Source organism: Citrobacter sp. wls829 (assembly GCF_005280825.1).
Classification (GTDB): domain Bacteria; phylum Pseudomonadota; class Gammaproteobacteria; order Enterobacterales; family Enterobacteriaceae; genus Citrobacter; species Citrobacter gillenii.
The window spans coordinates 59,713-82,422 of the sequence record NZ_SZWP01000070.1 but is presented as its reverse complement, the minus strand read 5'-3'; the positions used below and the strand labels follow the sequence as shown (position 1 = coordinate 82,422).

The 22,710-nt window shown below is 54.3% G+C and carries 21 protein-coding genes; 7 read left to right on the top strand and 14 right to left on the bottom strand.

Annotation, left to right across the window (positions count from 1 at the left end; all coding sequences use genetic code 11):
- Positions 1-6: 6 nt before the first annotated feature.
- Positions 7-294, bottom strand: a complete 288-nt coding sequence (gene paaB, locus FDW88_RS15575) for a 1,2-phenylacetyl-CoA epoxidase subunit PaaB (RefSeq protein ID WP_062773507.1) — start codon at positions 292-294, stop codon at positions 7-9.
- 11 nt (positions 295-305) lie between these two features.
- On the bottom strand, positions 306-1,235 hold the full coding sequence (gene paaA, locus FDW88_RS15570) for a 1,2-phenylacetyl-CoA epoxidase subunit PaaA (protein ID WP_137362894.1): 930 nt from the start codon (positions 1,233-1,235) through the stop codon (positions 306-308).
- A gap of 285 nt (positions 1,236-1,520) precedes the next feature.
- Here paaA and paaZ point away from each other — a divergent pair, with 285 nt between their 5' ends.
- Entirely contained in the window at positions 1,521-3,566 is a 2,046-nt protein-coding gene (paaZ, locus tag FDW88_RS15565; protein ID WP_137362893.1) for a phenylacetic acid degradation bifunctional protein PaaZ, read from the top strand.
- Between the two features lie 47 nt (positions 3,567-3,613).
- Here paaZ and kdgA read toward each other — a convergent pair whose 3' ends face one another.
- The 3 genes from kdgA to zwf all read right to left on the bottom strand — a co-directional run bounded on the left by kdgA (position 3,614) and on the right by zwf (position 7,813).
- Positions 3,614-4,255: a bifunctional 4-hydroxy-2-oxoglutarate aldolase/2-dehydro-3-deoxy-phosphogluconate aldolase gene (gene kdgA / locus FDW88_RS15560; protein WP_003034901.1), complete on the bottom strand. Its 642-nt coding sequence runs from the start codon at positions 4,253-4,255 to the stop codon at positions 3,614-3,616.
- Between the two features lie 36 nt (positions 4,256-4,291).
- On the bottom strand, positions 4,292-6,103 hold the full coding sequence (gene edd, locus FDW88_RS15555) for a phosphogluconate dehydratase (RefSeq protein ID WP_137362892.1): 1,812 nt from the start codon (positions 6,101-6,103) through the stop codon (positions 4,292-4,294).
- A gap of 234 nt (positions 6,104-6,337) precedes the next feature.
- Positions 6,338-7,813: a glucose-6-phosphate dehydrogenase gene (gene zwf, locus FDW88_RS15550; protein WP_096757426.1), complete on the bottom strand. Its 1,476-nt coding sequence runs from the start codon at positions 7,811-7,813 to the stop codon at positions 6,338-6,340.
- 365 nt (positions 7,814-8,178) lie between these two features.
- Between zwf and FDW88_RS15545 the strand changes: the two genes are divergently transcribed.
- Positions 8,179-9,048, top strand: coding sequence for a MurR/RpiR family transcriptional regulator (locus FDW88_RS15545; RefSeq protein ID WP_096759428.1), 870 nt, complete (start codon positions 8,179-8,181; stop codon positions 9,046-9,048).
- A gap of 121 nt (positions 9,049-9,169) precedes the next feature.
- Positions 9,170-10,612 carry a pyruvate kinase gene (pyk, locus tag FDW88_RS15540; RefSeq protein WP_096757427.1) on the top strand — a complete coding sequence of 481 codons (1,443 nt, stop codon included), beginning with the start codon at positions 9,170-9,172 and terminating at the stop codon, positions 10,610-10,612.
- 101 nt (positions 10,613-10,713) lie between these two features.
- Here the strand turns inward: pyk and lpxM are convergent, their stop codons facing one another.
- The 3 genes from lpxM to znuA all read right to left on the bottom strand — a co-directional run bounded on the left by lpxM (position 10,714) and on the right by znuA (position 14,084).
- Positions 10,714-11,685: a lauroyl-Kdo(2)-lipid IV(A) myristoyltransferase gene (gene lpxM, locus FDW88_RS15535; RefSeq protein WP_137362891.1), complete on the bottom strand. Its 972-nt coding sequence runs from the start codon at positions 11,683-11,685 to the stop codon at positions 10,714-10,716.
- A gap of 119 nt (positions 11,686-11,804) precedes the next feature.
- A complete protein-coding gene (gene mepM / locus FDW88_RS15530) occupies positions 11,805-13,124 on the bottom strand; it encodes a murein DD-endopeptidase MepM (RefSeq protein ID WP_096757429.1) in 1,320 nt (439 codons plus the stop codon).
- A 15-nt stretch (positions 13,125-13,139) separates the two neighbouring features.
- A complete protein-coding gene (gene znuA, locus FDW88_RS15525; protein WP_135912207.1) occupies positions 13,140-14,084 on the bottom strand; it encodes a zinc ABC transporter substrate-binding protein ZnuA in 945 nt (314 codons plus the stop codon).
- 78 nt (positions 14,085-14,162) lie between these two features.
- Between znuA and znuC the strand changes: the two genes are divergently transcribed.
- Positions 14,163-14,918 carry a zinc ABC transporter ATP-binding protein ZnuC gene (gene znuC, locus FDW88_RS15520; protein WP_096757431.1) on the top strand — a complete coding sequence of 252 codons (756 nt, stop codon included), beginning with the start codon at positions 14,163-14,165 and terminating at the stop codon, positions 14,916-14,918.
- On the top strand, positions 14,915-15,700 hold the full coding sequence (znuB, locus tag FDW88_RS15515) for a zinc ABC transporter permease subunit ZnuB (RefSeq protein WP_135912208.1): 786 nt from the start codon (positions 14,915-14,917) through the stop codon (positions 15,698-15,700). Before znuC ends, znuB begins: the two co-directional genes overlap by 4 nt.
- An 87-nt stretch (positions 15,701-15,787) precedes the next feature.
- Here znuB and ruvB read toward each other — a convergent pair whose 3' ends face one another.
- From ruvB to aspS, 6 genes are all read right to left on the bottom strand, one after another.
- The gene (ruvB, locus tag FDW88_RS15510) at positions 15,788-16,798 is read right to left on the bottom strand and encodes a Holliday junction branch migration DNA helicase RuvB (protein ID WP_096757433.1); all 1,011 of its coding nucleotides are present in this window, start codon (positions 16,796-16,798) and stop codon (positions 15,788-15,790) included.
- Positions 16,799-16,806: 8 nt separating this feature from the next.
- Positions 16,807-17,418: a Holliday junction branch migration protein RuvA gene (ruvA, locus tag FDW88_RS15505; RefSeq protein ID WP_137362890.1), complete on the bottom strand. Its 612-nt coding sequence runs from the start codon at positions 17,416-17,418 to the stop codon at positions 16,807-16,809.
- An 81-nt stretch (positions 17,419-17,499) separates the two neighbouring features.
- On the bottom strand, positions 17,500-18,021 hold the full coding sequence (ruvC, locus tag FDW88_RS15500; protein ID WP_045444124.1) for a crossover junction endodeoxyribonuclease RuvC: 522 nt from the start codon (positions 18,019-18,021) through the stop codon (positions 17,500-17,502).
- Positions 18,022-18,055: 34 nt separating this feature from the next.
- Positions 18,056-18,799: a YebC/PmpR family DNA-binding transcriptional regulator gene (locus FDW88_RS15495; RefSeq protein ID WP_096757435.1), complete on the bottom strand. Its 744-nt coding sequence runs from the start codon at positions 18,797-18,799 to the stop codon at positions 18,056-18,058.
- A gap of 28 nt (positions 18,800-18,827) precedes the next feature.
- Positions 18,828-19,271 carry a dihydroneopterin triphosphate diphosphatase gene (gene nudB, locus FDW88_RS15490; protein ID WP_137362889.1) on the bottom strand — a complete coding sequence of 148 codons (444 nt, stop codon included), beginning with the start codon at positions 19,269-19,271 and terminating at the stop codon, positions 18,828-18,830.
- Between the two features lies 1 nt (position 19,272).
- Positions 19,273-21,045 carry an aspartate--tRNA ligase gene (aspS, locus tag FDW88_RS15485; RefSeq protein ID WP_096757437.1) on the bottom strand — a complete coding sequence of 591 codons (1,773 nt, stop codon included), beginning with the start codon at positions 21,043-21,045 and terminating at the stop codon, positions 19,273-19,275.
- Between the two features lie 263 nt (positions 21,046-21,308).
- Between aspS and FDW88_RS15475 the strand changes: the two genes are divergently transcribed.
- Both FDW88_RS15475 and FDW88_RS15470 read left to right on the top strand, forming a co-directional pair.
- Positions 21,309-21,875 (top strand): hydrolase, encoded by a 567-nt coding sequence (locus FDW88_RS15475; protein ID WP_137362887.1) that lies wholly within the window; start codon positions 21,309-21,311, stop codon positions 21,873-21,875.
- Positions 21,872-22,690, top strand: coding sequence for a DUF72 domain-containing protein (locus tag FDW88_RS15470; protein ID WP_117341932.1), 819 nt, complete (start codon positions 21,872-21,874; stop codon positions 22,688-22,690). The genes FDW88_RS15475 and FDW88_RS15470 overlap by 4 nt, the downstream gene beginning before the upstream one ends.
- Positions 22,691-22,710 lie beyond the last annotated feature (20 nt).

Here is a 22,710-nt window from a genome sequence, read left to right as displayed (position 1 = left end):
GTTGCCTCACATATGTTCCATGCCGTCTGGCACGGTGTAGAACGTCGGATGACGGTAGACTTTGCTCTCTGCCGGGTCGAAAAACGCACCGCGTTCTTCCGGCTGCGAGGCGACGATTTCGCTCGCCTTCACTACCCAAATCGAACAACCTTCGCTGCGACGGGTGTAGGCATCACGGGCGTTTTCCAGCGCCATCTGGTCATCGGCGGCGTGCAGGCTACCGACGTGGCGGTGAGACAAACCTTGTTTGCTGCGGACAAACACTTCGTATAACGGCCAGTATGTTTTGCTCATCTTTATTCTCCTTAGGCGGCGCTGCGGGCCTGCTGTTTTTCGGCATGCGCCAGCGCGGCTTCGCGCACCCACGCCCCCTCTTCCCAGGCTTTGCGTTTTGCGCCCAGACGCTCGTGGTTACAGATGCCACGCCCGTTGATGACTTCGTTAAGTTCCTGCCAGTCAATTTCGCCGTAGCGGTAGTGACCGGTGGCTGCGTCGAGTTGCAGGTCAGCGTCCGGCACTTGCATACCGAGGATTTCCACCTGTGGGACGGTGTTGTCGACAAAGCGCTGACGCAATTCGTCGTTGGAGTGCAGTTTGATTTTCCACGCCATGCTGCGGGCGCTGTTCGGCGAGTTGTCATCGCTCGGGCCGAACATCATCAACGCTGGCCACCAGAAGCGGTTGATGGCGTCTTGCAACATTTGACGCTGTTCTTCGCTTCCTGCCGCCAGCGCCATGCAGGCTTCAAAACCCTGACGCTGGTGGAAGCTCTCTTCTTTGCAGATTTTGACCATCGCCCTGGCATACGGGCCGTAGGAGGTGCGACACAGCGCCACCTGATTGACGATCGCAGCGCCGTCGACCAACCAACCGATGACGCCGATATCCGCCCAGGTCAGGGTTGGATAGTTAAAAATGGAGGAGTACTTCATCTGCCCGTCGAGCATCTTCTGATACAGATCTTCACGAGCACAGCCGAGGGTTTCGGCGGCGCTGTAGAGGTACAGGCCATGTCCGGCTTCATCCTGCACTTTCGCCAGCAGAATCGCTTTGCGGCGAAGCGTTGGGGCGCGGGTTACCCAGTTACCTTCCGGCAGCATGCCAACAATTTCCGAATGCGCATGCTGACCAATCTGGCGAATCAGCGTTTTGCGGTAGGCATCCGGCATCCAGTCCTGCGGTTCGATGGCTGTATCCTGCGCGATGCGCCGGTCAAAGCTATGTTCTTCTGTCACGTCATCACCTTATGATTCCGATAAATTCAATAAATTAATTTTTGCGAATCACTTTGTTTTATAAAAGTTACATCTTAGTTAAATAAAACCACAAATTTTGTTTGTGAATTTTGTGATGAGTACCGCAAAGGGTTTTAGCAATCCGTTTATAAACAGGCTTGTATCACTATCAGAGATAGTGTCCTCGATCGCATTGTTAACAAATTATTAAAATCAGGCTTGCATTTTATGATTCAGAAAAGAACTATTTATAGCGAGATTACGTAACATATCTGGAGAATAACCATGCAGCAGTTAGCCAGCTATTTATCCGGTGCCTGGCAGACCGGCCGGGGCCGCACCCGCACTATTCATCACGCCATCAGCGGCGAAGCGCTGTGGGAAGTCACAAGCGAGGGGCTGGATATGGCGCAGGCGCGTCGCTTCGCCATCGAGCACGGCGGCAAAGCGTTACAGGCGATGACCTTTATTGAACGCAGCGCGATGTTAAAAGCGGTGGCGAAACATCTGCTGGAGCTGAAGGCCGATTTCTATGCCATCTCCGCCGAGACCGGCGCGACGCGTGCGGATAGCTGGGTGGATATTGAAGGCGGTATCGGCACCCTCTTCACCTATGCCGGGCTGGGCAGCCGTGAACTGCCGGACGATACCCTGTGGCCGGAAGATGAGCTGATCCCGCTGTCCAAACAAGGCGGCTTTGCCGCGCGTCACGTGCTGACCTCAAAATCCGGCGTGGCGGTGCATATCAACGCCTTTAACTTCCCGTGCTGGGGCATGTTAGAAAAGCTGGCCCCCACCTGGCTTGCCGGGATGCCCGCGATCATCAAACCGGCCACCGCCACCGCGCAGCTAACCCAGGCGATGGTCAAAGCGATTGTCGATAGCGGGCTGGTGCCGGAAGGCGCGATCAACCTGATTTGCGGCGGCGCCGGCGACCTGCTCGACCAGCTTGACCATCAGGACGTGGTGACTTTTACCGGCTCGGCAAAAACCGGGCAACAGCTGCGCGTGCATCCGAATCTGGTGGTGAAGTCTGTCCCCTTCACCATGGAAGCGGACTCGCTGAACTGCTGCGTGCTGGGCGACGATGTGACGCCGGAACAGCCGGAATTTGCGCTGTTTATCCGTGAAGTAGTGCGCGAGATAACCACCAAAGCCGGGCAAAAATGTACCGCTATTCGCCGGATTATCGTGCCGCAGGCGCAGGTGAAAGCGGTGAGCGAGGCGCTGATTGCGCGTCTGCAAAAAGTGGTGGTCGGCGACCCGGCGCAGGAAGGCGTGAAGATGGGCGCGCTGGTCAACAGCGAGCAGCGTCAGGACGTGCAGGATAACGTCAACCGTCTGGTGGACGCCGGATGTGAAGTGTTACTAGGCGGCAAAACCGATCTCAACGCCGCCGGGGCCTTCTTCCCGCCGACGCTGCTGTTCTGCCCGCAGCCAGATGAGGTGTCGGCGGTACACGCGATTGAAGCATTTGGCCCGGTGGCGACGCTGATGCCGTATCAGAATAGCGAGCATGCGATGGCGCTAGCGCGAGCCGGTGAAGGTAGCCTGGCGGGAACATTAGTGACGGCAGATGGTGATTTGGCTCGCCAGTTTATTCTCGGTGCCGCACGGGCGCACGGGCGTATTCAGGTGCTGAACGAAGAATCTTCCGTCGAATCCACCGGCCACGGTTCCCCGCTGCCGCAGCTGGTACACGGCGGCCCGGGACGTGCGGGCGGCGGCGAAGAACTCGGCGGCCTGCGGGCGGTAAAACACTACATGCAGCGCACCGCGATTCAGGGCAGCCCGACGATGCTTGCCGCCATCGGCCAGCAATGGGTGCGCGGCGCGCAGGTGGCAGAAGACCGCATCCACCCGTTCCGCAAATACTTTGAAGAGATCCAGCCCGGTGACAGCCTGCTCACCCCGCGTCGCACGTTGACCGAAGCGGATATCGTCAACTTTGCCTGCCTGAGCGGCGATCACTTCTACGCTCACATGGACAAAATTGCCGCCGCGGAGTCGATTTTTGGCGAGCGCGTGGTGCACGGTTACTTCCTGATTTCTGCCGCCGCCGGGCTGTTTGTTGACGCGGGCGTCGGCCCGGTTATCGCCAACTACGGCATGGAAAACCTGCGCTTTATCGAGCCGGTAAAACCGGGCGATACTATCCAGGTACGCCTGACCTGCAAACGTAAAACGGTGAAACGCCAGCGCAGCGCTGATGAGAAGGCCACAGGCGTAGTGGAATGGTCAGTGGAGATTTTCAATCAGCATCAGCAAGCTGTGGCGCTGTACTCAATCCTGACGCTGGTCGCGCGCCAGCAGGGGGATTTCCCGGCGTGAACAAACCCGATGGTGCGTTCCAGTCGCACCATCGGGCATTTAACGATTTACTGCTTCGCGCCTTCGACCGCTTCGCGGGCCAGTTTGGTAATGCGATCGTAGTCACCCGCTTCCAGCGCATCCGCCGGAACCAGCCAGGAGCCGCCGATACACAGTACGCTTTTCAGCGCCAGATAGTCACGGTAGTTGGCCGGAGAAATACCGCCGGTTGGGCAGAAACGCACCTGGGAGAACGGACCCGCAATCGCCTGCAGCGCTTTTGTCCCGCCGTTCGCTTCAGCCGGGAAGAATTTGAATTCTTTCAAGCCGTAATCCATGCCCAGCATCAGTTCAGAAACGGTGCTGATGCCTGGGATCAGAGGAATCGTCCCTTCGGTTGCCGCTTTCAGCAGAGGCTCGGTCAGTCCTGGGCTAATAGCAAACTGCGCACCAGCTTCCGTCACTTCCGCGAGCTGCTGCGGGTTCAGTACGGTACCTGCACCGACGATCGCATCCGGCACTTCTTTGGCGATAGCACGAATGGCATCCATCGCACATGCGGTACGTAAGGTCACTTCCAGAACACGAACACCCCCTGCAACCAGCGCTTTTGCCATCGGCACCGCGTGTTCCAGTTTATTCACCACGATAACCGGTACAACCGGGCCAGTGGTCAGGATTGCTTCTGCACTTGTCTTCCAGTTTTTCATCAGAGTTTCTTCTCTCGCCTGATTACAAAATGAGTCTTAAAAATCGATACAGGTTGCGCCCTGCTCCGCACCGGACAGCTTTTCGCGCAACGCACTGAACATCTCACGCCCTGTTCCTACCCGCGATACGCTGAGGTCAGGAATGTGGGGCTGACGAGAGGCAAGTTCCTCTTCATCGACCAGCAGCGTCAATTCACCTGTCTGTCCATTCACTCGAATGATGTCGCCATCGCGTACTTTTGCCAGTAGCCCGCCATCATAAGCTTCCGGTGTTACATGGATTGCTGAAGGCACTTTACCTGAAGCACCTGAAAGTCGTCCATCGGTAACTAACGCAATTTTGAAACAACGGTCCAATAATACACCAAGAGGCGGCATGAGTTTATGTAATTCTGGCATGCCGTTCGCTTTTGGCCCCTGATGGCGAACGACCACCACGCAGTCACGGTCAAGCAGGCCCGCATCAAAGGCCGGTAACACATCATGCTGACTCTCAAAGACAATTGCCGGGGCTTCGATGATCTGGTTTTCAACCGGTACCGCAGACGTTTTCATCACCGCGCGCCCCAGGTTGCCGCTCAGCACTTTGGTACCGCCATGATGCGAGAACGGCTGATCAAAGGTAGCAATCACGCTGCTATCCAGCGACTTCTCAGCCCCTTCGCGCCAGTCCAGTTCGCCGTTGTTCAGCCACGGTTCCTGGGTATAACGCGACAAGCCGAAGCCCGCGACGGTGTTGACATCTTCATGCAGCAGACCCGCATTGAGCAGCTCACGCATCAACACCGGTACACCGCCCGCGGCCTGGAAGTGGTTAATATCAGCCGGACCGTTAGGGTACAGACGCGCCATCAGCGGCACGATATCGGACAGATCGGAGAAGTCATCCCAGTTGATGAGAATGCCTGCCGCGCGCGCCATCGCCACCAGGTGCATCGTATGGTTGGTTGACCCCCCGGTCGCCAGCAGGGCCACAATACCGTTCACCACCACTTTTTCATCAATCATTTTACCTATAGGCATCCACTCGTTGCCGTTACCGGTCAGGCGTGTGACCTGACGCGCCGCCGCCGCGGTCAGCGCTTCACGCAGGGGGGCATCAGGATGCACGAAAGAGGAGCCCGGCAACTGCATGCCCATAAACTCCACCACCATCTGGTTGGTGTTTGCGGTACCGTAGAAAGTACAGGTTCCCGGCGCGTGATAAGACGCGGCTTCGGATTCCAGTAGCGCCATACGGTCAACTTTGCCTTCGGCATAGAGCTGGCGGATACGGACTTTTTCTTTGTTCGCCAGACCACTCGCCATCGGGCCTGAAGGGATAAAGATGGACGGCAGATGACCAAACGACAGCGCCGCCATCACCAGCCCCGGGACAATTTTGTCACACACGCCTAGGAACAGCGCGCCATCGAACATGTTGTGAGACAAGCCAATAGCCGCCGACATTGCAATCACTTCGCGGCTCAGCAGGGAAAGCTCCATCCCGTCCTGTCCCTGAGTGACGCCATCACACATCGCCGGCACGCCACCCGCAACCTGGCCTACCGCATTGGCTGCATGCAAGGCTTTGCGAATGATATCCGGATAATGCTCATACGGCTGATGCGCAGAAAGCATGTCGTTATAGGAGGTAATGATCGCGATATTGTTACGCAGCATGCTTTTCAGAGATGCTTTATCTTCTGGCTGACAGGCGGCAAAACCGTGGGCCAGATTCCCGCACGCCAGCTGCGAACGATGAACGGTGTTCGTCTTGGCCTGTTCGATACGGGCGAGGTAGGCAGAACGCGTCTTTTGAGAACGTTCAACGATGCGTTGTGTTACGCGTAACAAATTCGGATTCATAGAGGCTCCTAAAATTTATCTGTCAGAGCATCAGGATTAACAATGCGTTTCAGCAAGGTAACACCATGCTGAATAGCTTGCTGGCCGTAGCTCAGGGGCAAAATCGTTTCAGGCAGTGTAATAAAAAAAGCCCCGCGGGTGAATCCACGCGAGGCTTAAAAGTGCAAAAATTATTCTACAATCTGTGTTAGATCATGTTACCGGTAAAATAACACCTAATGGCTAGATGGAATTTTACTCGAATTCGTTCCAGGAACGACCGTCACGGGTGATCATGGCCACCGAGGCAACCGGTCCCCAGGTCCCAGCCTGATACGGCTTCGGTGCGTCGTTGTCCATCGCCCAGGCTTCGGTGATGGAGTCCACCCACTTCCATGCTTCTTCGACTTCATCACGGCGCACGAACAGCGCCTGAATGCCGCGCATAGTTTCCAACAGCAAGCGCTCGTAGGCATCTGCCAGGTGCGTTTGATTGAAGGTTTCGGAATAGCTCAGATCCAGCTTGGTTATCTGCAGATTATGCTTGTGGTCCAGACCCGGCACTTTGTTAAGCACCTGGATATCGACACCTTCGTCCGGCTGCAAACGGATGGTCAGCTTGTTCTGCGGCAGATCCTGCCAGGATTCTTTAAACAGGTTAAGTTCAGGCGTTTTGAAGTACACCACCACTTCAGAGCATTTGGTCGGCAGACGCTTACCGGTACGCAGGTAAAACGGCACGCCCGCCCAGCGCCAGTTGTCGATATCCACACGGATAGCGACAAAGGTTTCGGTGTTGCTGCTCTTGTTCGCACCCTCTTCTTCCAGGTACCCCGGTACTTTTTTACCTTGTGCAAAACCGGTGGTGTACTGACCACGCACCGTTTTTTCACGCACGTTCGTACGATCGATACGGCGCAGTGATTTCAGGACCTTCACTTTCTCATCACGGATGCTGTCGGCGCTCAGATCAGACGGCGGCGACATGGCGATCATGCACAGAATTTGCAGCAAGTGGTTCTGGATCATGTCGCGCATCTGACCGGCCTGGTCAAAATAACCCCAACGGCCTTCGATACCCACCTCTTCCGCCACGGTAATTTCGACGTGATCGATGGTGCGGTTATCCCAGTTGTTCACAAACAGGGAGTTGGCAAAGCGCAGTGCCAGCAGGTTTAGTACCGTTTCTTTGCCCAGATAGTGGTCAATACGGTAAACCTGACATTCTTCAAAATATTGACCGACCTGGTCGTTAATTTCGCGGGAGGTTGCCAGCGACGTTCCCAGCGGCTTTTCCATCACCACGCGCGCCGGTTTAGCGTTCAATTTCGCTTCCCCTAAGCCTTTGCAGATCGCGCCAAACGTGCTTGGCGGCATGGCAAAGTAGTTAATCGTGGTGCGTGCTTTTTGATCCAGCATGTCGCCCAGACGGCTAAAGGCAGCGGTATCATTGACGTCCAGGTTACAAAACTCCAGACGACCACTGAGGGTTTCCCACAAACTTTCATCGATTTTTTCTTTCATGAAAGTTTCGAGCGCTTCGCGTACAACCTTGGTATAGGCTGCTTTGTCCCAGTCAGCGCGGCCAACTCCAATAATGCGGGTGTCCGGGTTAATCTGGCCGGCTTTTTCCAGCTGATACAGGGAAGGCAGCAATTTTCGACGTGCAAGGTCGCCCTTCGCGCCGAAAATGACCAGGTCACATGCCTGGGCTGTTTGCGTTACCGCCATGTCATTCTCCTCAGTTGAGTGTCGGGTATTCATGCCCGACACTGAATGTAATTTTATTACAGTGCACTGTACTGCTTTTACGTGATTCCGTGAACCGTAAACGCTTATCCAGCCGTGCTGTTACCGTGAACAGCGGCGTTATTGACGTTTACCGCCGCAAAATGGATAAAAAAGTCGCTTTTTTACGTGACCATGAAGGCGTAAGAAAACCCGACTCCGATCATGTATTGAAAAAAAACAACAACTTTTCTGTCCATTTTGCCCCGAATGTGGGTTCACAGGGGTAATATCTACCAGAGTTACCGCTCGATTTCCCCATATCGCTGAAATCGTTTTTGCCCATGGCCGATGAGTCTACTCACATCATGAATATGCTGGAAAAAATCCAGTTAAAACTGGAACATCTGAGCAAGTCAGAACGTAAGGTCGCCGATGTTATTCTGACCTCACCTGACAGGGCTATCCATTCAAGTATTGCCACGCTGGCTCTGGAAGCCAACGTCAGTGAGCCGACCGTGAATCGCTTCTGTCGCAGCATGGACACACGAGGCTTCCCTGATTTTAAACTGCATTTGGCACAAAGTCTGGCTAATGGTACCCCGTATGTTAATCGTAATGTCGATGAGGATGATAGCGTCGAGTCCTACACCGGGAAAATCTTCGAATCTGCCATGGCAAGCCTGGACCACGTCCGTCAGTCGCTGGATAACGCGGCGGTCAATCGGGCGGTAGATTTATTAACCCAGGCAAAGAAAATCGCCTTTTTCGGTCTGGGTTCGTCCGCTGCCGTGGCGCACGACGCCATGAATAAATTTTTCCGCTTTAACGTACCGGTTATCTATTCCGACGATATTGTACTGCAACGTATGAGCTGTATGAATTGTAGCGATGACGACGTCATTGTCCTTATTTCACATACCGGCAGAACAAAGAGTCTGGTTGAACTGGCGCAGCTGGCGCGGGAAAACGATGCCATGGTGATCGCCCTTACTTCCCCCGGAACGCCGCTGGCGCGTGAAGCCACGCTGGCAATTACCCTGGATGTACCGGAAGATACTGACATTTATATGCCTATGGTCTCTCGACTTGCTCAACTGACCGTGATAGATGTGCTGGCTACGGGATTTACTTTGCGCCGTGGTGCAAAATTTAGAGATAACTTGAAGCGTGTCAAGGAAGCGCTCAAGGAATCGCGTTTTGATAAAGAATTACTCATCAAGAGTGATGACCGCTAAAAGCAATAACGATGTTCTACCCTTTTATCATCCGGGTCGTTCATTTCTACCGTTATGTTTCAGAACGGCCGGATCAATGTTCACACGCAACACCTAGTTGTTTCAGTCAACGGAGTATTACATGTCCAGAAGGCTTCGCAGAACCAAAATCGTTACCACGTTAGGCCCAGCAACTGACCGCGATAACAACCTTGAAAAAATTATCGCCGCGGGCGCAAACGTTGTACGTATGAACTTTTCGCACGGCTCTCCAGAAGATCACAAACTGCGGGCGGATAAAGTCCGTGAGATTGCCGCCAAACTGGGACGTCATGTCGCTATTTTGGGTGACCTGCAGGGACCTAAAATCCGCGTATCAACCTTCAAAGAAGGCAAAGTATTCCTCAATATTGGCGACAAGTTCCTGTTAGATGCCAACCTGGGTAAAGGCGAAGGCGATAAAGAAAAAGTCGGTATTGACTATAAAGGCCTACCTGCTGACGTAGTGCCGGGCGACATCCTGCTGCTGGATGACGGTCGCGTACAGCTCAAAGTACTGGAAGTTCAGGGCATGAAGGTCTTCACCGAAGTGACCGTCGGTGGCCCGCTTTCCAATAACAAAGGCATCAACAAACTGGGCGGCGGTCTCTCTGCAGAAGCACTGACCGAAAAAGACAAAGCTGACATCATCACCGCGGCGCAAATCAGCGTTGACTATCTGGCCGTCTCCTTCCCGCGCTGCGGCGAAGATCTGAACTATGCCCGCCGTCTGGCGCGCGATGCAGGCTGCGATGCGAAAATTGTTGCCAAGGTGGAGCGTGCAGAAGCCGTGTGCGACCAGAATGCGATGGATGATATCATCCTGGCATCTGACGTAGTGATGGTTGCTCGTGGCGACCTGGGCGTTGAAATTGGCGATCCAGAGCTGGTCGGTATTCAGAAAGCCCTGATCCGTCGTGCGCGTCAGCTGAACCGTGCGGTTATTACCGCCACGCAGATGATGGAGTCAATGATCACCAACCCGATGCCGACCCGTGCAGAAGTGATGGACGTGGCGAACGCCGTACTCGACGGCACCGACGCCGTTATGCTGTCGGCAGAAACCGCCGCAGGCCAGTATCCGGCTGAAACCGTTGCCGCCATGGCGCGTGTCTGCCTGGGCGCGGAAAAAATCCCGAGCATTAATGTCTCCAAACACCGCCTCGACGTGCAGTTTGATAACGTTGAAGAAGCGATTGCCATGTCCGCAATGTATGCAGCGAACCACCTGAAAGGGGTCACCGCCATCATCGCGATGACAGAATCCGGTCGTACCGCGCTGATGACGTCCCGTATCAGCTCCGGCCTGCCGATTTTCGCCATGTCGCGTCATGAGCGTACGCTGAACCTGACCTCCCTGTACCGCGGCGTTACTCCGGTTCACTTTGACAGCGAAACCGACGGTGTGGTTGCCGCCAGCGAAGCGGTGAACCTGCTGCGTGATAAAGGCTATCTGGTTTCTGGCGATCTGGTGATTGTCACCCAGGGCGACGTCATGAGCACCATTGGCTCCACCAACACCACGCGTATTCTGACCGTAGAATAATAACCTCGCTCAATGCCTGATGTTGCTTTGCTCATCAGGCCTACAGGTGGTACCTGATAAAGAAAGCCTCTCAAGTGAGAGGCTTTTTTTATTTCTTCTTTTTATTTCTTCGGGTAGAGATCTTTACGTTTATACGGCTCAATCTCACCGGGTTTGCGGGTTTTCAGCAGTTTTAAAATCCAGGTGTACTGCTCGAGGTGCGGCGCGACAAAAATCTCCACCTCTTCATTCATGCGTCTGGCAATGGTGTGGTCATCTGCGGTCAGGATGTCATCCATCGGCGGGCGGACCTGAATCGTCAGGCGATGTGTTTTCCCGTCATACACCGGGAACAGCGGCACAACACGCGCATGGCAAACCTTCATCAGGCGACCAATCGCCGGCAATGTTGCTTTGTAGGTGGCAAAAAAATCAACAAATTCGCTGTGCTCGGGACCATGATCCTGATCCGGCAAATAGTATCCCCAATAGCCCTGACGCACGGACTGAATAAAGGGTTTGATGCCATCATTACGCGCATGCAAACGGCCACCAAAACGACGGCGTACCGTGTTCCAGACGTAATCAAAAACAGGATTACCCTGGTTATGGAACATCGCGGCCATTTTCTGGCCCTGCGAGGCCATCAGCATGGCTGGAATGTCTACGCCCCAACCGTGCGGGACGAGAAAAATGACCTTTTCCTCGTTGCGGCGCATCTCTTCTATGATCTCCAGACCTTGCCAGTCAACCCGGTTTTGGATTTTCTCCGGGCCACGCAGGGCAAGCTCTGCCATCATCACCATCGCCTGCGGAGCCGTTGCAAACATCTCATCGACGATGGCTTCGCGCTCGGCTTCGCTGCGCTCTGGAAAACACAGGGATAAATTAATCAGCGCTCTGCGGCGCGAACTTTTCCCCAACCGTCCGGCAAGACGTCCCAGCTTCGCCAGCAAAGGATCGCGAAACGATGCGGGCGTTAACGCAATCCCTGCTATCGCCGCCACACCCAGCCAGGCACCCCAGTAGCGCGGATGGCGGAATGATTTATGAAATTCAGGGATGTATTCAATATTCTTTTTTTTCGTTTCCATGCTCTTCCAGTGTCTGGTACCGCGAAAAATAAATCTGTTGATAGTGTAGCGGCGCGTCGTGCCCCGTACAAAATAAAAAAGCCGGCACGCATCACGTACCGGCTTTGTCAGTATGCTGATTAATCGAAGCGCAACTGAGGCAGAACCTCTTTCACCTGCGCCAGGTACTCGGTACGATCCGAGCCGGTCAGCCCTTCTGTACGCGGCAGCTTCGCCGTTAACGGGTTCACGGCCTGCTGGTTAACCCAGACTTCATAATGCAAGTGTGGTCCAGTTGAACGTCCGGTGTTACCTGACAGCGCAATACGATCGCCGCGTTTTACTTTTTGTCCTGGTTTGACTAACAGTTTACGCAGGTGCATGTAGCGGGTGGTGTAGGTACGACCATGACGCACCGCGACATAGTAGCCTGCAGCGCCGCTGCGCTTCGCAACAACGACTTCACCATCACCTACCGACAATACCGGCGTACCCTGCGGCATCGCGAAGTCGACGCCTTTGTGCGGTGCCACACGTCCGGTTACCGGATTCAGGCGACGCGGATTAAAGTTAGACGAGATGCGGAACTGTTTCGCGGTCGGGAAACGCATAAACCCTTTCGCCAACCCGGTACCGTTACGGTCATAGAACTTACCGTCTTCGGCACGAATCGCATAATAGTCTTTACCTTCAGAGCGCAAACGAACGCCCAGCAGTTGGCTTTGCTCACGCTTGCCGTCCAACATCTCGCGAGACATCAGCACCGAGAACTCATCGCCTTTTTTCAGTTTGCGGAAGTCCATCTGCCACTGCATAGCCTTAATCACCGCACTGATTTCAGAACTGGTCAGCCCGGCCTCTTTGGCGCTGGCGACGAAACTGCCGCCGACGGTGCCCTTGATACGGCTGTTAACCCAGTCGCCCTGCTGCATTTCACTGCTCATTTTGAAGCCCGTCGCAGTACGATCGTACGTGCGGGTTTCACGGCGAGAAACTTCCCAGGTCAGGCGCTGCAAATCACCGTCAGAGGTCAGCGTCCAGGAAAGCTGTTGGCCAATCTTCAGGTTACGCAACTCTTTGTCCGAGGCGGCAAGCTGGCTGATATCGCCCATGTCGATACCATACTGATTCAGGATGCTGCTCAGCGTATCACCGGTCGAGACTACATATTCGTGAACGCCCACCTCACCGGAGGTTTTGTCATCCAGTTCATCCTGAGGAATCGCTTCATCTTCCTGAGCAGCTTGATCGATAGGTTCACTGGCCTCAGGCAACAGCGAACGAATCTCGCTTTTTTCAAGTTCGATGGTTTTGACAATCGGTGCAGCATCGGGATGGTAAACGTAAGGCCGCCAAACGGCGACGGCCAATGTAAGAACGGTCAGCGACCCCAGCATAACGCGATGGGGTCGGGGCAGATTATTAAATGCCAGAGCGACAGAGCGGGCTATCTGTTGCACGTATTCACTTCCTCATTAATCTCCTTTCAGGCAGCTCGCATACTGGTTGGCTAATTGGTTCAGAAACGCAGAATAGCTTGTTTTACCCAGTTTGATGTTTGTTCCGAGGGGATCCAACGTTCCCATTCGAACGGATGTCCCTCTCGCAACGGCTTCAACGACCGCTGGCCTGAACTGTGGCTCAGCAAAAACGCAGGTTGCTTTTTGCTCAACCAACTGTGTTCTTATTTCATGTAAACGCTGCGCACCAGGTTGAATCTCAGGGTTCACGGTAAAGTGACCAAGCGGTGTTAGTCCGTAATGTTTTTCGTAGTAGCCGTAGGCGTCATGAAAAACGAAATACCCTTTCCCCTTGAGCGGTGCGAGCTCGTTACCTACCTGCTTATCGGTTGCGGCTAATTGTGCCTCAAAATCCTTCAGGTTGGCGTCAAGTTTGGCTCGACTTTGCGGCATAAGTTCCACTAATTTTTCATGGATTGCAACCGCTGAGGCCCGCGCTATCTCTGGGGAAAGCCAAAGATGCATGTTGTAGTCGCCATGATGGTGATGTTCGTCACTTTTTTCACCGTGGGCGTCATTGTGTCCATGATCGTCATCATCATCGTCGCCCCCTTTCATGAGCAACGGCTTCACGTCATTGAGTTGCGCAATCGTTACCTGTTTCGCGTTAGGAATATTCTTGACAGATTTTTCCATAAACGCTTCCATCTCGGGGCCAATCCAAACAACTAAGTCCGCGCCCTGTAAGCGTTTTACGTCTGACGGACGCAATGAGTAATCATGTTCGGATGCGCCATCAGGCAGGAGAACCTCGGTATCCGTAACCCCATCAGCAATCGCTGAAGCGATAAACCCTAACGGCTTAAGCGAGGCAACGACGGCAGCATTTGCTGCCTGTGTTGCACTCCCCCAAAGAGCAGCGGATAATGCTGCGAAAAGAAGCGTATTTTTATGTAACATAATGCGACCAATCATCGTAATGAATGTAAGAAATGTGATATTATAACATTATATAACTTCTGCAAGACTAAAATTGATATGACGACTTTGGTTTCACTGGAAAATGTCTCGGTCTCTTATGGTCAACGCCGCGTCCTTTCTGACGTTTCGCTTGAACTACGGCCCGGCAAAATTTTAACGCTTCTTGGTCCGAACGGTGCCGGGAAGTCTACGCTGGTGCGCGTTGTCCTCGGGCTGGTAGCAGCAGATGCAGGCGTTATCAAGCGTAACGGACAGCTGCGGATAGGCTATGTCCCGCAAAAACTGTATCTCGATACCACGCTGCCCCTGACGGTCAGCCGCTTTTTGCGCTTACGTCCGGATACAAAGAAGGACGATATTCTCCCGGCGCTCAAGCGCGTTCAGGCCGGACATCTGATGGATGCGCCGATGCAAAAACTGTCCGGCGGGGAAACGCAGCGCGTCCTGCTGGCTCGCGCATTGCTGAATAAACCACAGCTGCTGGTGCTGGATGAACCCACTCAGGGTGTGGATGTCAATGGTCAGGTCGCATTGTATGACCTTATCGACCAGCTTCGCCGTGAACTCGATTGCGCCGTATTGATGGTCTCGCATGATTTGCATCTGGTGATGGCGAAGACCGACGAAGTGCTGTGCCTCAACCACCATATTTGCTGCTCCGGCACGCCGGAAGTTGTCTCTATGCACCCGGAATTTATCTCTATGTTCGGGCAACGCGGTGCCGAGCAACTCGGAATTTACCGTCACAATCATAATCATCGCCATGATTTACAGGGTCGTATCGTATTACGCCGGGGAAATGGTCACTCATGATTGAATTGTTATTACCCGGTTGGTTAGCCGGGATCATGCTGGCCTGCGCCGCTGGCCCGCTGGGATCGTTTGTGGTCTGGCGTCGGATGTCTTATTTTGGCGACACGCTGGCGCACGCGTCACTGCTGGGTGTGGCCTTTGGTCTGCTGTTAGATGTAAACCCGTTCTATGCGGTTATCGCAGTCACTCTGATGCTGGCAGCGGGTCTGGTGTGGCTGGAGAAGCGCCCTCACCTCGCCATAGACACCTTGCTCGGCATTATGGCGCACAGCGCTCTGTCACTGGGCCTGGTGGTCGTCAGCCTGATGTCGAATATCCGTGTGGATTTGATGGCCTATCTGTTCGGTGACCTGCTTGCCGTGACGCCGGAAGATCTGATCTCCATCGCCATTGGTGTTGTCATTGTGCTAGCCATTCTCTTCTGGCAATGGCGCAACCTGCTGTCAATGACCATCAGCCCGGATCTCGCCTTTGTCGATGGCGTGAAGCTGCAACGCGTGAAGCTGTTGCTGATGCTGGTCACTGCGTTAACGATTGGTGTGGCGATGAAGTTTGTTGGCGCGCTCATTATTACGTCGCTGCTGATTATTCCTGCTGCCACCGCACGCCGTTTTGCGCGTACGCCTGAGCAGATGGCCGGTGTTGCCGTGGGCGTGGGGATGATAGCGGTGACGGGCGGCCTGACGTTCTCGGCGTTCTATGATACGCCAGCAGGGCCCTCCGTGGTGCTGTGTGCCGCGCTGATGTTTATTTTCAGCATGATGAAAAAGCAAGCGAGCTAAGAGTGTGTTGCCTGATGGCGCTTCGCGTATCAGGCCTACGTTCACAGGTAGGCCTGATTAGGCAAGCTGCCATCCGGCATAAAAAACTTAAGGCATTTGCGGCGGCGTAATACCAAAATGATTCCAGGCGCGCACCGTCGCCATACGTCCGCGCGGCGTACGCTGCAGGAAGCCCTGCTGAATCAAATATGGCTCCAGCACGTCCTCAATCGTTTCACGCTCTTCACCAATAGCGGCGGCCAGGTTATCCAGCCCTACCGGCCCACCGAAGAATTTATCGATCACCGCCAGCAGCAGCTTACGGTCCATGTAATCGAACCCTTCAGCGTCCACATTGAGCATATCCAGCGCCTGGGCGGCAATGTCTGCCGAGATAGTGCCATCATGCTTCACCTCGGCGAAGTCACGCACGCGACGCAGCAGACGGTTGGCAATACGCGGCGTTCCGCGCGCACGGCGAGCAACTTCCAGCGCACCCTCTTCACTCATCTCCAGCCCCATATAACGCGCACTGCGCCCTACAATATGCTGAAGATCGGCAACCTGATAAAACTCCAGTCGCTGCACGATACCAAAACGGTCACGCAGAGGAGAGGTTAACGACCCGGCACGGGTTGTCGCGCCAATCAGCGTAAACGGCGGCAGATCAATCTTGATCGAACGTGCAGCAGGTCCTTCGCCGATCATGATATCCAGCTGATAGTCTTCCATCGCCGGATACAATATTTCTTCCACGACCGGCGATAAGCGATGGATCTCATCGATAAACAGCACGTCGTGCGGCTCGAGGTTCGTCAGCATTGCCGCCAAATCGCCCGCTTTTTCCAGCACCGGGCCGGAGGTGGTACGCAGGTTTACGCCCATTTCATTGGCGACAATATTGGCAAGCGTGGTTTTTCCAAGACCCGGAGGACCAAAGATCAGCAGGTGGTCGAGGGCATCACCGCGCAACTTCGCCGCCTGGATAAAAATCTCCATTTGCGAACGGACCTGAGGCTGACCGATATACTCATCGAGCAACTTGGGGCGGATCGCACGATCCACAATGTCTTCAGGTATCGCGCTGGCAGCTGAAATCAGGCGGTCTGCTTCAATCATCCTTTACCTCACAATGCAGCGCGGAGCGCTTCACGAATCAGGGTTTCACTGCTGGCATCAGAGCGGGCAATTTTACTCACCATGCGGCTGGCTTCCTGTGGTTTATAGCCCAGCGCCACCAGCGCAGCAACCGCTTCCTGCTCGGCGTCATCCGTTACCGGACCCGCAGGTGACGTCAGCACCAGATCGGCCGCCGGTGTGAACAGATCGCCATGTAAGCCTTTAAAGCGGTCTTTCATTTCAACAATCAGGCGTTCAGCGGTTTTCTTACCGATACCCGGCAGTTTCACCAGCGCCCCGAGCTCTTCGCGTTCAACCGCGTTAACGAACTGCTGCGCCGACATGCCGGAGAGGATCGCCAGCGCCAGCTTCGGTCCAACGCCGTTGGTTTTAATCAGCTCTTTAAACAGCGTGCGTTCCTGCTTGTTGTTAAACCCGTACAGCAGTTGCGCATCTTCACGCACCACAAAATGGGTGAAAACAATCGCTTCCTGCCCGGCTTCCGGCAGCTCGTAAAAACAGGTCATCGGCATATGCACTTCATAGCCTACGCCACCCGTTTCCAGAAGAACCAACGGGGGTTGTTTTTCGAGAATGATGCCTCTGAGTCTGCCTATCACGTGACGCTCCTGCGTTAAGGGCTAAAAAGGTAATGCGCTATCATAAAAAAAGGCTGGATAGATATCCAGCCTCATTTGTCATTAACGTAGTCGACCACGCGCTAAATTCAGCCGGGTATCGCTCATTTGCATGGCGTTCTGACTGACGTGGCAGTGGGTAATGGCGATGGCCAGCGCATCCGCGGCATCGGCCTGGGGATTTGCCGGGAGTTTTAGCAATGTGCGCACCATGTGCTGCACCTGACTTTTCTCCGCACTGCCTATCCCGACGACGGTTTGCTTCACCTGACGTGCCGCATATTCAAACACCGGAAGGTCCTGGTTTACGGCAGCAACAATCGCCACGCCGCGCGCCTGCCCCAGCTTAAGCGCCGAATCGGCGTTTTTTGCCATAAATACCTGCTCAATGGCAAAGTAGTCTGGCTGAAACTGGGTAATGATTTCCGACACGCCGGCATAAATTAGCTTCAGGCGCGACGGTAAATCATCCACTTTGGTACGAATACATCCACTGCCCAGGTAGGTCAACTGTCGACCGACCTGGCGGATCACGCCATAGCCGGTGATGCGCGAGCCCGGGTCAATGCCGAGAATAATGGACATCACGCATCTCCTGTTATTTTACCGCTCAACCACGTCATTCTAACGTAGCAGCAACCTCATCGGAGATTTCGCCGTTGTGGTAAACTTCCTGCACGTCATCGCAGTCTTCCAGCATATCGATCAGACGCATCAGCTTCGGTGCTGTTTCTGCATCCATGTCCGCTTTGGTGGACGGGATCATCGTAACTTCAGCGCTGTCCGCTTTCAGACCAGCGGCTTCCAGTGCATCACGCACTTTGCCCATCTCTTCCCATGCAGTGTAGACGTCAATCGCACCGTCATCATAGGTCACAACGTCTTCAGCACCGGCTTCCAGCGCGGCTTCCATGATGGTGTCTTCGTCGCCTTGCTCAAAGGAGATAACACCTTTTTTGCTAAACAGGTACGCAACAGAACCGTCGGTGCCCAGGTTACCACCAGTTTTGGTGAACGCATGGCGCACTTCCGCAACAGTACGGTTACGGTTGTCAGACAGGCATTCAATCATGACCGCTGTCCCGCCAGGACCGTAACCTTCATAAATGATGGTTTCCATGTTTGCGTCTTCGTCACCGCCCACACCGCGCGCGATGGCACGGTTCAGGGTGTCACGCGTCATGTTGTTGGACAGCGCTTTATCGACAGCCGCACGCAGACGCGGGTTCGCGTCCGGATCGCCACCACCAAGCTTAGCGGCCGTAACCAGCTCGCGAATGATTTTGGTGAAGATCTTGCCGCGCTTGGAATCCTGCGCTGCTTTACGGTGTCTGGTGTTGGCCCATTTACTATGACCTGCCATAAATAATATCTCCAAAAAGCGCGCCTTCTCAGGCGACGTTAATTACAAATTCCTCAATCGCCTGCCGGTTACTCCACGATTTGGTTAAGTGTGCAGCTTCCGCCGCATCAACCCAACGATAGGTCAGATGTTCAGTGAACACGATCTCTCGTTCCGAGGGGAGTGCCAGGCAAAACCAGGATTCCGTATTCCGTTCGATTCCCGGTGCGTAGCGATGTCGTAAATGGCTAAAAATCTCGAACTCCACCGTGCGCTGACAGTCAATTAAGGTCAGTTGCTCGCGGGCAACGTCAATGGTGACCTCTTCCTTTACTTCGCGCATGGCGGCTTGCGACGCGGTTTCACCCTCTTCAAGGCTGCCGGTGACCGACTGCCAGAAATCAGGATCGTCGCGTCGCTGTAACATCAGCACTCTTCCGGTGTCCTTTGCATAAATCACGACTAACACCGAGACAGGCTGTTTGTATGTCATATCAGTTATTCTCGGCCTTCTTCACAACCTGAATGCTCAGTTCCGCCAGGGCAGCGTCGTTGGCAAAACTTGGCGCTTCGGTCATCAGGCACGCAGCAGCCGTGGTTTTCGGGAAGGCAATAACGTCACGAATGTTATCGGTACCGGTCAGCAGCATGGTCAGACGATCCAGACCAAACGCCAGGCCTGCGTGCGGCGGAGTACCGTATTTCAGCGCGTCCAGCAGGAAGCCGAACTTCTCACGCTGTTCTTGCTCGTTGATACCCAGAATACCAAACACGGTTTGCTGCATGTCGCCGTTATGGATACGCACGGAACCGCCGCCCACTTCGTAACCGTTGATGACCATATCGTACGCATTGGCAACGGCCTCTTCCGGCGCGGCTTTCAGCTCAGCGGCCGTCATGTCTTTCGGCGCGGTAAACGGATGGTGCATCGCGGTCAGGCCACCTTCACCGTCGTCTTCAAACATTGGGAAGTCGATAACCCACAGCGGCGCCCATTTGGTTTCGTCGGTCAGGCTCAGATCTTTACCCAGTTTCAGACGCAGTGCGCCCATCGAGTCAGCAACCACTTTCTTGTTGTCTGCGCCGAAGAAAATCATGTCGCCATCTTGTGCGCCGGTGCGCTCAAGAATCGCGTCAACGATATCGGCATTCAGGAACTTAGCAACTGGGCTGGTTACCCCTTCCAGACCTTTCGCACGCTCGGTGACCTTAATGTAAGCCAGGCCTTTCGCGCCGTAGATCTTGATGAAATTACCGTAATCGTCGATCTGCTTACGGCTTAAGCTGGCCCCACCCGGTACACGCAGCGCAGCCACGCGACCTTTGGCATCGTTAGCCGGGCCGGAGAAGACGGCGAAATCAACGGACTTCAGCAGGTCAGCAACGTCAACCAGCTCCATCGGGTTACGCAGGTCCGGTTTATCAGAGCCGTAGCGACGTTCAGCTTCCGCAAAGGTCATGATCGGGAAATCACCCAGATCCACACCTTTTACTTCCAGCCACAGATTACGCACTAGCGCTTCCATCACTTCGCGCACCTGCGGTGCGGTCATGAAGGAGGTCTCAACATCGATCTGGGTAAATTCAGGTTGACGGTCAGCACGTAAGTCTTCGTCACGGAAGCATTTTACGATCTGATAGTAACGATCAAAGCCAGACATCATCAGCAGCTGCTTGAACAGCTGTGGAGACTGCGGCAGGGCGTAGAATTTGCCTTTATGGACGCGGGAAGGCACCAGATAGTCACGTGCGCCTTCCGGGGTCGCTTTGGTCAGCATCGGCGTTTCGATGTCGAGGAAGCCGTGATCGTCCATAAAACGACGCACCAGGCTGGTGATTTTGGCACGGGTTTTCAGACGCTGCGCCATTTCCGGACGACGCAGATCCAGATAGCGATACTTCAGACGTGCTTCTTCGGTGTTAACGTGGTTAGAGTCCAGCGGCAGCGAGTCTGAACGGTTGATGATGGTCAGATCGGACGCCAGTACTTCAATTTCGCCGGTCGCCATATCGGCGTTGACGTTTTTCGCGTCACGCGCACGCACGGTGCCCGTAACCTGGATGCAGAACTCATTACGCAGTTCGGAGGCCAGCTTTAACGCATCCGCACGGTCCGGATCGAAAAATACCTGCACGATACCTTCGCGGTCGCGCATATCGATGAAGATCAGGCTACCAAGATCACGACGACGGTTGACCCAACCACACAGAGTCACCTGCTGCCCCTCGTGGGACAGACGTAGCTGTCCGCAATATTCTGTACGCATGAGATATCCCTTAACTTTGCCGCAGGCGGATTGTCACCTGCCTTGCAGATGACGAAGTCGCAGCTTTAGCTGAATGTCACAACTGAATGAAAAAAGGCGGCTATTATACTGGAAATTCTGCCGCACGATAAGTCCGCTACTGACTGTACGCGTGTTTCCTACGCGGGTATTGCGTAATCTCACAAAAAATAACAAAAATTGTCGCCCCTTTCACACACAATCGCGATTAAGGTGTAACGGAATTCTTTTTGACTGGAGTCACCATGCTGGAACTGAACGCTAAAACCACCGCCCTTGTCGTGATTGACCTACAGGAAGGGATCCTGCCCTTCGCCGGCGGCCCCCATTTGGCAAGCGATGTCGTGACCCGCGCCGCACGCCTTGCGGCACAATTCCGAGCTCACGGTTCACCGGTAGTGATGGTTCGCGTTGGCTGGTCTGACGACTACGCAGAAGCCCTGAAACAGCCGGTAGATGCTCTGGCACCGGCTAAAGCGCTCCCTGCAAACTGGTGGGACTATCCGACAGCGCTGGGCAAAAACGCCAGTGACATCGAAGTGATCAAACGCCAGTGGGGTGCCTTTTACGGCACCGACCTCGAACTCCAACTGCGCCGCCGGGGCGTTGACACTATCGTGTTATGCGGGATCTCCACCAACATCGGCGTTGAGTCAACGGCGCGTAACGCCTGGGAACTGGGTTTTAACCTGGTGATTGCCGAAGATGCCTGTAGCGCAGCCAGAGCCGATCAGCATCAGGGCAGCATGACGCATATCTTCCCGCGCATTGCACGCGTGCGCAGCGTGGACGAGATCCTGCAAGCGTTATGATCTATATCGGCCTGCCGCAGTGGTCGCATCCGAAGTGGGTGCGCCTGGGGATCACCAGCCTTGAAGAGTATGCCCGCCACTTTAACTGTGTTGAGGGTAATACCACACTCTACGCGCTGCCAAAAGCCGAGATTGTTACGCGCTGGCAGGCGCAGACTACCGATGACTTTCGCTTCTGCTTTAAGTTTCCGGCGACCATTTCGCATCAAGCTGCACTGCGAAACTGTGATGATTTGGTGCAAGAATTTTTCACCCGCATGTCACCGCTGGAAGCGCGAATCGGGCAATATTGGTTGCAGCTACCCGCCACCTTTTCTCCTCGCGATCTCCCTGCTCTGTGGGCGTTTCTCGATGCGTTACCCGCATCGTTTACCTACGGGGTGGAAGTTCGCCATCCTGAATTTTTTACCAAAGGTGAAGACGAGAAATGGTTCAATCGCGGCTTACACGAGCGAGGGGTCAATCGGGTAATTTTAGATAGTCGGCCGGTACACGCCGCGGTTCCTCACAGTGAAGCGATTCGCGATGCGCAGCGCAAAAAACCGAAAGTTCCGGTCCATGCAGTGGTTACCGCGAACAATCCCATGGTGCGCTTTATCGGCAGCGATAATATGGAACAAAACCGAACGTTATTTAACGTATGGCTTGCCAAACTGTCTCTCTGGAAGCAGACCACAACACCCTATCTGTTTTTACATACGCCAGACATCGCGCAGGCCCCGGAGCTTGTAGATACGCTATGGGCAGATTTACGCAGCGCTCTGCCAGAGATCGGATCAGCACCGTCTATTCCACAGCAATCTTCTCTTTTCTGAAAATGCCACCTATCATAGTC

Bases quoted from the DNA above. Each gene is read 5' to 3' on its own strand.
- znuA (WP_135912207.1), bottom strand. From the start codon at position 14,084: ATGTTACATAAAAATACGCTTCTTTTCGCAGCATTATCCGCTGCTCTT.
- znuC (WP_096757431.1), top strand. From the start codon at position 14,163: ATGACGACTTTGGTTTCACTGGAAAATGTCTCGGTCTCTTATGGTCAA.
- paaZ (WP_137362893.1), top strand. From the start codon at position 1,521: ATGCAGCAGTTAGCCAGCTATTTATCCGGTGCCTGGCAGACCGGCCGG.
- ruvB (WP_096757433.1), bottom strand. From the start codon at position 16,798: ATGATTGAAGCAGACCGCCTGATTTCAGCTGCCAGCGCGATACCTGAA.
- edd (WP_137362892.1), bottom strand. From the start codon at position 6,103: ATGAATCCGAATTTGTTACGCGTAACACAACGCATCGTTGAACGTTCT.
- pyk (WP_096757427.1), top strand. From the start codon at position 9,170: ATGTCCAGAAGGCTTCGCAGAACCAAAATCGTTACCACGTTAGGCCCA.
- ruvC (WP_045444124.1), bottom strand. From the start codon at position 18,021: ATGTCCATTATTCTCGGCATTGACCCGGGCTCGCGCATCACCGGCTAT.
- FDW88_RS15495 (WP_096757435.1), bottom strand. From the start codon at position 18,799: ATGGCAGGTCATAGTAAATGGGCCAACACCAGACACCGTAAAGCAGCG.
- FDW88_RS15470 (WP_117341932.1), top strand. From the start codon at position 21,872: ATGATCTATATCGGCCTGCCGCAGTGGTCGCATCCGAAGTGGGTGCGC.
- zwf (WP_096757426.1), bottom strand. From the start codon at position 7,813: ATGGCGGTAACGCAAACAGCCCAGGCATGTGACCTGGTCATTTTCGGC.
- lpxM (WP_137362891.1), bottom strand. From the start codon at position 11,685: ATGGAAACGAAAAAAAAGAATATTGAATACATCCCTGAATTTCATAAA.
- FDW88_RS15475 (WP_137362887.1), top strand. From the start codon at position 21,309: ATGCTGGAACTGAACGCTAAAACCACCGCCCTTGTCGTGATTGACCTA.
- znuB (WP_135912208.1), top strand. From the start codon at position 14,915: ATGATTGAATTGTTATTACCCGGTTGGTTAGCCGGGATCATGCTGGCC.
- paaB (WP_062773507.1), bottom strand. From the start codon at position 294: ATGAGCAAAACATACTGGCCGTTATACGAAGTGTTTGTCCGCAGCAAA.
- nudB (WP_137362889.1), bottom strand. From the start codon at position 19,271: ATGACATACAAACAGCCTGTCTCGGTGTTAGTCGTGATTTATGCAAAG.
- kdgA (WP_003034901.1), bottom strand. From the start codon at position 4,255: ATGAAAAACTGGAAGACAAGTGCAGAAGCAATCCTGACCACTGGCCCG.
- FDW88_RS15545 (WP_096759428.1), top strand. From the start codon at position 8,179: ATGAATATGCTGGAAAAAATCCAGTTAAAACTGGAACATCTGAGCAAG.
- aspS (WP_096757437.1), bottom strand. From the start codon at position 21,045: ATGCGTACAGAATATTGCGGACAGCTACGTCTGTCCCACGAGGGGCAG.